The sequence below is a fragment of the Candidatus Ishikawaella capsulata Mpkobe genome, assembly GCF_000828515.1.
GTDB classification, from domain to species: Bacteria; Pseudomonadota; Gammaproteobacteria; order Enterobacterales; family Enterobacteriaceae; genus Ishikawella; species Ishikawella capsulata.
Genome location: NZ_AP010872.1, coordinates 695,210 through 706,521, shown reverse-complemented (window position 1 = coordinate 706,521; position 11,312 = coordinate 695,210). Strand labels below are relative to the sequence as shown.

The 11,312-nt window shown below is 26.6% G+C and carries 9 protein-coding genes and 1 tRNA gene; 7 read left to right on the top strand and 3 right to left on the bottom strand.

Features of this window, described 5'->3' with window-relative positions; genetic code table 11:
* Window positions 1–100: 100 nt before the first annotated feature.
* From tatA to metA, 4 genes are all read left to right on the top strand, one after another.
* Complete coding sequence (gene tatA / locus ICMP_RS03365) at window positions 101–277, top strand: twin-arginine translocase TatA/TatE family subunit (protein ID WP_069888626.1); 177 nt, start codon at window positions 101–103, stop codon at window positions 275–277.
* A 51-nt stretch (window positions 278–328) separates the two neighbouring features.
* A complete protein-coding gene (gene tatB, locus ICMP_RS03085) occupies window positions 329–553 on the top strand; it encodes a Sec-independent protein translocase protein TatB (protein ID WP_052456842.1) in 225 nt (74 codons plus the stop codon).
* Window positions 554–735: 182 nt separating this feature from the next.
* The gene (gene tatC / locus ICMP_RS03080) at window positions 736–1,467 is read left to right on the top strand and encodes a twin-arginine translocase subunit TatC (RefSeq protein ID WP_041069875.1); all 732 of its coding nucleotides are present in this window, start codon (window positions 736–738) and stop codon (window positions 1,465–1,467) included.
* A gap of 304 nt (window positions 1,468–1,771) precedes the next feature.
* Window positions 1,772–2,695 (top strand): homoserine O-acetyltransferase MetA, encoded by a 924-nt coding sequence (gene metA, locus ICMP_RS03075; protein WP_041069873.1) that lies wholly within the window; start codon window positions 1,772–1,774, stop codon window positions 2,693–2,695.
* A gap of 53 nt (window positions 2,696–2,748) precedes the next feature.
* Here the strand turns inward: metA and pgi are convergent, their stop codons facing one another.
* Window positions 2,749–4,398 carry a glucose-6-phosphate isomerase gene (gene pgi, locus ICMP_RS03070; RefSeq protein ID WP_041069870.1) on the bottom strand — a complete coding sequence of 550 codons (1,650 nt, stop codon included), beginning with the start codon at window positions 4,396–4,398 and terminating at the stop codon, window positions 2,749–2,751.
* Between the two features lie 379 nt (window positions 4,399–4,777).
* Between pgi and dnaB the strand changes: the two genes are divergently transcribed.
* The 3 genes from dnaB to ICMP_RS03055 all read left to right on the top strand — a co-directional run bounded on the left by dnaB (window position 4,778) and on the right by ICMP_RS03055 (window position 10,753).
* Window positions 4,778–6,184, top strand: coding sequence for a replicative DNA helicase (dnaB, locus tag ICMP_RS03065; protein ID WP_041069867.1), 1,407 nt, complete (start codon window positions 4,778–4,780; stop codon window positions 6,182–6,184).
* Between the two features lie 689 nt (window positions 6,185–6,873).
* Complete coding sequence (gene ssb / locus ICMP_RS03060; protein WP_041069864.1) at window positions 6,874–7,389, top strand: single-stranded DNA-binding protein; 516 nt, start codon at window positions 6,874–6,876, stop codon at window positions 7,387–7,389.
* 1,702 nt (window positions 7,390–9,091) lie between these two features.
* On the top strand, window positions 9,092–10,753 hold the full coding sequence (locus tag ICMP_RS03055) for a Na+/H+ antiporter (RefSeq protein ID WP_041069862.1): 1,662 nt from the start codon (window positions 9,092–9,094) through the stop codon (window positions 10,751–10,753).
* A gap of 16 nt (window positions 10,754–10,769) precedes the next feature.
* Here ICMP_RS03055 and ICMP_RS03050 read toward each other — a convergent pair.
* Both ICMP_RS03050 and cutA read right to left on the bottom strand, forming a co-directional pair.
* A tRNA-Phe gene (locus ICMP_RS03050) sits at window positions 10,770–10,842 on the bottom strand.
* A 131-nt stretch (window positions 10,843–10,973) separates the two neighbouring features.
* The gene (cutA, locus tag ICMP_RS03045; protein ID WP_041069860.1) at window positions 10,974–11,285 is read right to left on the bottom strand and encodes a divalent-cation tolerance protein CutA; all 312 of its coding nucleotides are present in this window, start codon (window positions 11,283–11,285) and stop codon (window positions 10,974–10,976) included.
* Window positions 11,286–11,312 lie beyond the last annotated feature (27 nt).

Genomic DNA, 11,312 nt, shown 5'->3' with positions numbered 1-11,312 from the left:
CTATGATTATTAAAATATATCTAGTAGGGAGAGGTGATAATTAAGAGATTGTTATCTAATATAATGTGTAAATTATTACTAAAAAATAAGAGGTAATTTAATGGGGGAAATAGGTGTTGGACAATTGCTCATTATAGCAGCTATTATAGTGCTTTTATTTGGAAGTAATAAATTAAGCAACTTAGGTACAGATTTAGGAACCGCTATTCGTGGATTTAAAAAAGCTATTAATGATGAAGAAACAAAAGAAGATCAAGATAAGGATCTAAAATATTAGTTCATATTTCAAATGGATAAACATTAAAATAAATTTGGTAGGTATATATTTGTGTTTGATATTAATTTTAGTGAGCTAATATTGATCTTCGTTATCGGGCTTATTGTTTGCGGCCCACAACGTCTACCTAAAATAGTAAATATTTTAGTACGTTGGATTAATACTTTTCGATATATAAAAACAAAACTCAATAATGAACTCACAAAAGAACTTAAATTGCAAGGATTAAAAGACAATACAAAAAATTCATCTGAAATAAAAACCCCTATAGAATAATATAAATACATAATATGTATGTAGGTAAATATTACTTTCAGACTAGAAATATCTTAATATCATAAAGATATAATACTATTGATATAAAAAATAGTCAAGAATATCTCCGTATAATGGCCATAAAATACTGATAATGTAATAATTAAAAATTATATTTCTTCTTTAAAAGATTAATTTTAATTATGTGTATTGAAGATACTGAACCACTGATTAGTCATTTAATTGAATTACGTAAACGCTTATTGAATTGTATATATACAATATTTATTATATTTTTATCTTTAGTATATTTTTCCAACAATATTTATCAATTAGTTGCTGCTCCATTGATAAAGCAGATGCCAGTAGGTGCTAATATGATAGCTACTGAAGTAGCATCACCTTTTATTACTCCAATTAAATTAACAATTACAGTTTCAGTATTTCTAGCAATGCCGGTAATATTTTATCAAATATGGAAGTTTATTGAACCTGGACTTTACATTCATGAACGCAAGTTAGTAGTACCTATGTTATTTTTTAGTGTATTACTTTTTTACATAGGTATTATTTTTGCTTATTTTATTATTTTTCCCTTAATGTTTAATTTCTTTTCTCATACTATTCCCCACGATGTTAGAATAGCAACAGATATTACTCATTATTTGAATTTTGTAATAGTGGTTTTCATGGCTTTTGGGATAGCTTTTGAAATACCAATTATAATTATTTTAATATGTTGTAGTGGTATTATTACAAGACAAACCTTAATAAAAAATCGTCCTTATATCTTTTTAGGTAGTTTTATAATTAGTATGCTTCTTACACCTCCAGATATTTTCTCGCAAATTTTATTAGCGGTTCCTATATATTTCTTATTTGAAATAGGGTTATTTTTTTCTTATTACTATAGTAAAACTTCTATAAAAAAATAACAAAACTTAAATACTGACAATAATTTTATTTATATAAATATCTTTTATGTAAATAAGTATACTATTGAAACTTAATTAGTTGATCAGAAAAATCTGATCTAGAATTTTCTTCCCTTGCAAAGTTCATTACAGCTATGAATATTTATTCTCATTTTTGAGAATACTTACGTATGTATAATAAGTACTAATATAAATAGAAAAAATCTAGGAGGATGTTTTTTAGCTTGTTAATAGACTATAAATATAATTTGATACTACATCAATTACTACTTGTTATAAATATTTTAAATCAATGAGAATAAGTATGCCAATTAGGATTTCAGATGAATTACCGGCAGTTCAATTTTTACGTAAAGAAAAAATATTCATTATGACTTATTCACATTCTAATATGTATGAAATCCGTCCCTTAAGAATACTGTTATTAAATCTCATGCCAAAAAAAATTGATACTGAAACCCAAATATTACGATTACTATCTAATTCATCTTTACAAATAGATATTCAATTATTACGTGTTGATAAACGTGAATCTCGCCATACTTCTATGCATCATCTCAATAGTTTCTATTGTACTTTTGAAGATATTCAGTATCAGCAATTTGATGGTATGATTGTTACAGGAGCTCCATTAGGCTTATTAGATTTTAATAATATAGCTTATTGGCAACAAATTAAGTATATTATAGAATGGGCAAAAGAACATATTACTTCCACTTTGTTTATTTGTTGGGCAGTACAAGCAGCTCTTAATATTTTTTATAAATTACCTAAAGAAACCAGAAAAAACAAGCTATTCGGAGTTTATGAACATCATCTTGTACATTCTTCATACACACCTTTAACGCGTGGTTTTGATGATAATTTTCTTGTACCACATTCGCGCTATGCGGAGTTTCCTTCTCATAGAATTTTTAATTCTACTGATTTAGAATTATTAGCTGAATCAGAAATTACAGGAGCTTATTTGATAGCAAGTAGAGATAAACGTCTAGTTTTTGTTACTGGTCATCCAGAATATGATGCAATGACGCTTAAAAATGAATACTATCGAGATAATATAGCTGGATTAAAAACATCTATACCCGTAAATTATTTTCCTAATGATGATCCACAACTTACTCCTTATGTAACTTGGCGTAGTCACGGAAATATGTTATTTTCTAATTGGTTAAATTATTATGTTTATCAAATTACACCATATGATTTAGATGAAGTACATCTATAATTATTAATGTTATTAGCAAAGGTAAATAGAGAAATTTATATTTTTAGATTATTTCAAGTGAAACTCCAATCTTTATAAAAAGAAATTAATCCGTTAGTTGAACTATCATGATTTTTAATTATTTTGTTATTAGTTAATTCTAGGAAAATAGAATTAGCTAATTTTTTACCTAATTCTACACCCCATTGATCAAAGCTAAATATGTTGAGTATAACACCTTGTGTAAAAATCTTATGTTCATACATAGCCACAAGTGCCCCCAAGTTAAATGGGGTTATTTTACGTATTAAAATAGAATTAGTTGGCCGATTACCTTCACATTTTTTAAAAATTGATAAATATGTATCTCTATCAGAAATCTTAAATAAGTTATTTGCTTCCTTATTCATATAGTCTGAAGTACCAAAAGCTAACGCTTCAGTCTGGGCAAAGAAATTGGCTAGCAATTTTTGGTGATGATCATACAGCATATTATGACTTATAACAGGTGCTATAAAGTCACAAGGAACTAGCTTAGTGCCTTGATGTAGTAACTGATAAAAAGCATGTTGGCCATTAGTTCCTGGTTCTCCCCAAATAATAGGACCGGTTTGATAATTAACTGCATGTCCGTTACGATCTACACACTTACCATTTGACTCCATATTACCTTGTTGTAAATATGCAGCAAATTTATGCATATATTGATCATAGGGGAAAATTCCTTCTGTTTCAGTTTCAAAAAAATTGTTATACCAAATACTGATCAATGCCATTATAACTGGTAAATTTTTTTTTATATTAGTGGTAGCAAAATGTTCATCCATTGCATGAGCACCATTTAGTAGTTGTTCAAAATTATTAAATCCAATAGAGAGAACAATGGATAAACCAATAGCTGACCAAAGTGAATAACGACCTCCTACCCAATTCCAAATTTCAAACCTGTTATTAGGATCTATTCCAAATTCATTTACCGCTTGAACATTAGCAGATAAGGCAATAAAATGTTTTGCTATCTGATTTTTATCAGAAGCAGTTTTAAGAAACCATTTTTGTGCACTATGAGCATTTGTCATAGTTTCTTCAGTATTAAAGTTTTTTGAAGCTATTAAGAATAATGTAGTTTCTGCATTAACATTTTTTAATGTCTCACTGAGATGAGTTCCATCAATATTAGATACAAAATGTATATTAAGATGATTTCTATAAGGTCGCAAAGCTTCTGTAATCATTAATGGTCCTAAATCTGAACCTCCTATTCCAATATTTACTACATCAGTAATTGACTTTCCTGTATACCCTTTCCATTCACCACTAATAATTTTATTAGAAAATTTTTTTATTTTATCTAATACCTGATTTACATCTAACATTATATTTTTACCATCCACTATAATGGGATGATTACTACGATTTCTTAATGCTATATGTAATACGGCTCTATCTTCAGTAAGATTAATTTTTTTACCAGAAAACATTTCTTTAATTGCACCTACTATATCTGCTTCCTGAGCTAAATTTTGCATTATATCTAAAGTTTTTTCTGTAATCCTATTTTTTGAAAAATCTAATAATATCTCATTATTAAATATTAAAGAAAAATTTTTAAAACGATCAGGATCTTTTGAAAAAAGCTCAGTTATCGTTACGTTTTTCATTTCTTTAAAGTGTTCTTTTAATAAGTGCCAAGAGGCAGTTTGAGTAGGATTGATATTTTTCATGAAGCTCTCATTTTAAAAATTAAATAGTAGATATTTAATTAACAAATTAATTGATATAATGAGTATATTTTATTATAGCAAATTAATCTTAATTAAAATGTTATAAACTTATAGTTTATGCACAATTCACTTATGAAGTTATTTTTATAATAATTATAATTTGAAATTAATCTCTTAAATAATATTTAGTTGGTTTAATTTATGTACTTATATAAATCTTTTAATTGAAAGATTTGATACTAATTTTAAATTTGCCCCTAATAAAAAACTCTGTATAATAGGTACTAATATATTGCAGCTCCTAGAAACATTATAGGCTATACAATAATAAGGATACTTACTATTAAAATAATAACGTTATATTTAATATATTTCATTAATGTCTAACAATAAATTTAATAACATCCGTAATACTAAGCTAGAAGATATTAAGATACCACCTCATTCTTTAGAAGCGGAACAATCTATTTTAGGTAGCTTAATGCTGGACAACTATCTATGGGATAAAGTATCTGATCACATAGTAGAAACAGATTTTTTTACACGTCCTCATCGTTTAATTTTTTCTGCAATGCATAAGCTTTTAATGATAGGAAAACCTATAGATCTCATTACTCTTTCAGAACACCTAGAAAATAGTAATAAGCTTGAATTAGCTGGTGGTTTTGCCTATTTAGCAGAATTAGCAAAAAATACTCCTAGTACAGCTAATATAAGTGCTTATACTGATATTGTTCGTGAATATTCAGTGATAAGAGAAATGATTAGTGCAGCTAATCAAATTTCTAATGCTGGTTATGATACTCAAGGTCGCAGTAGCCAAGAATTACTTGATTTTGCTGAATCAAAAATTTTTCAGATTGCAGAACAAAGGATAAAAAAAAATGAAGGACCTAAAAATATAGGAAAAATATTAGAACAAACAGTTTCACAAATTGAATCACTATTTAAAAATAATAATAGAGGAATAACCGGGATTGATACCGGATACCATGATATCAATAAAAAAACAGCAGGTTTGCAAAAATCTGAACTAATAATTATAGCTTCTCGTCCTTCTATGGGAAAAACTACTTTTGCTATGAATTTATGTGAAAATATTTCTATATTATATGAAAAACCAGTAATAATTTTTAGTTTAGAAATGTCTAGTGAGCAACTAATGATGCGTATGCTAGCATCATTATCAAGAGTAGATCAAACTCGCATTCGTACTGGTCAACTTAATAATGAAGATTGGGCACGTATTTCTAGTGCAATGGGTGTTCTTTTAGAAAAACAAAATATTTACATAGATGATTCTTCTAATTTAACTCCTACTGAAGTTCGTTCAAGAACACGTCGCATCTTCCGTGAAAAGGAAGGTATTAGTATGATTATGATTGATTATTTACAGTTAATGCGCGTTCCATCTCTATCAGATAATCGCACATTAGAAATAGCAGAAATTTCACGTTCTTTAAAAGCTTTGGCTAAAGAACTTGATGTACCTGTAGTAGCTCTTTCTCAATTGAATCGTTCGGTAGAACAAAGAGCAGAAAAACGTCCGGTAAATTCCGATTTAAGAGAATCAGGTTCTCTTGAACAAGATGCTGATTTAATCATGTTTATTTATCGTGATGAAGTTTATCATGAGCACAGTGATTTAAAAGGAATAGCCGAAATTATAATAGGTAAGCAACGTAATGGTCCTATAGGAACTGTACGTCTTACATTTAATGGAAAATGGTCTCGTTTTGACAATTATGCCGGTCCCCCACAATATACTGATGAATTATTAAGATAATAAAGCCATACATAAATAAAGTTACTCATATCGGTATACATATTTTATATATAGCTAAAACATCAATTCATCTTTAGATGCTATACTTACAATACTAGTAACCAGTTTTCTCATACCTTTCGGCATAATAATGTTGAAACAAACAGGAGCTCTCACTGGAAATACGGATGGTTTAGCTTTTCTGATTAGTTACGTTTCTCTGTTATAGTCGTACTTTTCTTATCATTAATTGACAATTTTATGACTTAGCCATAAGCAATATGGGATGGGAATTTACTCTTAAGAGATTTTTTACTTTAGTATTAATTTCATTATTGATCTAAACATATTATTTATACATTTTCATTTATTAATTTTTTTATGCTACTATTATAGGTAATTTAATTATAGGTCTAGGTTGTATAGTTTTTTTGAAACATCAATCTAGTATTCGTGGAATTAATATATTATAACCTTTATAAGGTAGCATATATCGATCTATCTGAATATAAAATCAATTTTTGAAAATGAAATATTAGATATTCCTAATATACAGGATATTAATTGTATGTCATAATGCGAATTTATATTGAATCGGATGTTTATTGTGATTAAGTATTTATTAGGAATAACATATCTAATATGTTACTTATGAATTGATTTTATCAAATAATTTTTTCTTAATATAATAAACATGAGGAGATATTAATATGGCTAATAGAGGAATTAATAAAGTAATGCTTATTGGAAATCTAGGTCAAGATCCTGAAGTACGTTATATGCAAAATGGTAATTTAGTTGTTAATATTAACTTAGCTACATCAGAAACTTGGCGTGATAAAAAAACTGGGGAAAAGAAAGATAATACAGAATGGCATCGTATTGTATTATTTGGAAAACTAGCTGAAGTAGCTAGTGAATATTTACGTAAAGGTTCTCAAGTTTACATTGAAGGTCAACTTCGTACACGTAAATGGCAAGATCAAAATGGAAAAGATCGGTATACTACTGAAATAGTAGTAGGGTCAAATGGTACTATGCAAATGCTCGGAAATCGTCAAGTAAACAGTACTATTACACCACTAAGTGTTACTAATAAAAGTAATTGGAAGAATACGCAGGATAATACTGAGCAATATAATTGTGATATAGAAGAATCTTCTTTATCTGATGAACTAAAAGATAAAAATACTCCTTTAGAATTAGATGAAGATATTCCTTTTTAAATTATTTTTAATAGATCTCTTAATTTATAAAACATAACTTAGAATAGAAGTTCTTCTTGGATAAGACCAAATATGCATTTATATGTTATTATGCATATTTGGTTATATAATCAACATGAAATATCATTTTAAATACATTGTATATAACAAATCAATTAAGTACTTTACTTATAATAGTAACTATCATTAATAAAATGATCACAATTAATATTTTTTTAAAATATAATCAACATGAAATATCATTTTAAATACATTGTATATAACAAATCAATTAAGTACTTTACTTATGATAGTAACTATCATTAATAAAATGATCACAATTAATATTTTTTTAAAATATAATCAACATGAAATATCATTTTAAATACATTGTATATAACAAATCAATTAAGTACTTTACTTATAATAGTAACTATCATTAATAAAATGATCACAATTAATATTTTTTTAAAATATAATCAACATGAAATATCATTTTAAATACATTGTATATAACAAATCAATTAAGTACTTTACTTATAATAGTAACTATCATTAATAAAATGATCACAATTAATATTTTTTTAAAATATAATCAACATGAAATATCATTTTAAATACATTGTATATAACAAATCAATTAAGTACTTTACTTATGATAGTAACTATCATTAATAAAATGATCACAATTAATATTTTTTTAAAATATAATCAACATGAAATATCATTTTAAATACATTGTATATAACAAATCAATTAAGTACTTTACTTATAATAGTAACTATCATTAATAAAATGATCACAATTAATATTTTTTTAAAATATAATCAACATGAAATATCATTTTAAATACATTGTATATAACAAATCAATTAAGTACTTTACTTATAATAGTAACTATCATTAATAAAATGATCACAATTAATATTTTTTTAAAATATAATCAACATGAAATATCATTTTAAATACATTGTATATAACAAATCAATTAAGTACTTTACTTATGATAGTAACTATCATTAATAAAATGATCACAATTAATATTTTTTTAAAATATAATCAACATGAAATATCATTTTAAATACATTGTATATAACAAATCAATTAAGTACTTTACTTATAATAGTAACTATCATTAATAAAATGATCACAATTAATATTTTTTTAAAATATAATCAACATGAAATATCATTTTAAATACATTGTATATAACAAATCAATTAAGTACTTTACTTATAATAGTAACTATCATTAATAAAATGATCACAATTAATATTTTTTTAAAATATAATCAACATGAAATATCATTTTAAATACATTGTATATAACAAATCAATTAAGTACTTTACTTATAATAGTAACTATCATTAATAAAATGATCACAATTAATATTTTTTTAAAATATAATCAACATGAAATATCATTTTAAATACATTGTATATAACAAATCAATTAAGTACTTTACTTATAATAGTAACTATCATTAATAAAATGATCACAATTAATATTTTTTTAAAATATAATTGACTATTATAACATTTAGTTGAATATATAATATATCTACATATTGTTATGTAGATTCACCTCTATATATAAATAATCGATACATAATTAATAATTATTATCGATAAGATATATAGGTATCATTAATAATTTTATTAAATGATCTTACTGTAATTTGTTGAATATTATAACAATATAAGTAAGATGTTTCAAGGAAACAATGCAAATATTTTTTATCGCATTGATAATGATATTCATTGTATCGCTTTCAAGTGTGATTTATCAAATATTACCTTTTTATGTTCCTGTGCCATTAGTGCAAATTATTACTGGCGCCCTGTTGGCTTCGTTAAAAATGGTAAAATTACATGTTACCTTTGATCCGGATTTATTTTTCGTTTTATTTATTCCTCCCCTTTTATTTGCTGATGGTTCGAAAATACTCCCGAGTGATTTTTTTGCTCAAGGTTTAGAAATAATTTCCTTAGCCTTATTCTTGGTATTATTTACAGTAATTAGCATGGGGTATTTAATTTATTTATTAATACCTGGTATTTCCCTATTACCAGCTTTTGCTTTAGCAGCAGTACTCGCTCCTACCGATGCGATTGCATTGTCTGGAATAGTTGGGGAAGGAAGAAAAATGCCTAAAAAAATAATGTTTATTCTACAGGGCGAAGCTCTGATGAATGATGCTGCTAGCTTAGTTTCACTTAAAATTATATTATCTATGGCATTCGGTAAGTTATTATTTGAATGGACACGAGCTGGCGCGGATATGTTGTTATTGTCAATAGGAGGCTTAATCTCAGGAATAACCATCTGTATGATATATAGTCGTTGTTTACGCCTATTCAGCAAATGGAGTGGAAATGATCCTACTACTCAAATTATATTAGTATTATTATTACCTTTTTTCTCATATTTAATAGCTGAATATATAGGAGTTTCTGGCATATTATCTTCTGTAGCTTCAGGTATGACTATAACTCATTCAGGCATTATTAGGCAGGCTCCTTTGACTATGCGTTTGAAAGCTAATGGTATTTGGCAGGCTTTGGAATTTATTTTTAATGGTATCATCTTTATCATGTTAGGACTTCAACTGCCATATATCTTTAACCTGACAATTGCAAAAGCTCGTGTAGATACTAATCTTGATTTATGGATGCTAGTGGTCGATATTTTTATAGTCAATATTGGTTTGATATTTATTCGCTTTGTTTGGCTATGGATGATGAAAATAATTAGTTTATATATTTTGCCAAAAAATACATTATCTTTTGCTAATTATTCATTAAATGAAATTTTAATAACTTCTTTTTCCGGTGTACGCGGTACTATAACATTAGCTGGAGTACTTTCTATTCCTATTTTCATTAACAATATTCCTTTTACTTCTCGTTATGAATTAATTGGTATTGCTACTGGAGTAATCATCTTATCAATTTTTAGTTGCGCAGTAATACTTCCGATATTGCTACATTATAATATAAAAAATACAGATAAATATGAAAACAAACGTGAATTACAAATAGCACGTTCAATAATTGCCGAAGTGGCTATTGAAAGTTTAGAGAAGATGACATCTCGCTTAGAGAAAGATACAGAACAAAATATCGATATTGAATTACTGAACGAGATTAGTACGCGTGTTATAAGTGATTTACGTAGTCGTACTACAAAAGATCACGAGGATATAGAAAAGGTATTATTTACTGAAGATATTGAACGTCGGTTTAGATTAACAGCATTATGGGCAGAACGAGCAGAGATTTATCATTTACGTGCTACTAAAAAAATTTCAAGCGAAACAATGGAGAAATTATTACATGAGCATGATTTACTAGAAGAGCTTTTAGTTATAACAGCAAAAGAATAATATTTATATCTGATGATGCCCGAAGGCGGAATTGAACCGCCGACACAAGGATTTTCAGTCCCTTGCTCTACCAACTGAGCTATCCGGGCAGAATATTAATTATGCCTTAATGCACTTAAATGGTCAATAATTTTTATATAAAATTTATTATAAATAATATATCTAAAAAAATTGTCTAAATTCCTAATGTATTTAAGATAGTTATCTTCGATAAAACTAATTAATATAACCATGTTAAATATTTAGCTTCTCCACTATCTATTAATATAGAAAATATTTCTGGTAATTTATATGGATGCAACTTTTTTATTAATTTAAAAAGTTCTTGTTGATGACATGCATTGCCTTTGAATAACATTTGCAACTCATCAGATGTTACTATATTGTTTTCCCACAAATAAATAGACTTTACATGAGGTAATATTGTAACACAAGTTGTAATTTTTTCTTTAAGAGTTTCTTTGGCTAACATTTCTGCGGTTGCTTGATCAGGAACAGTACACCATACTATAATCGCAGATTGAACTTCCATCAAATATATTTCCTTAGTTAAATAGGC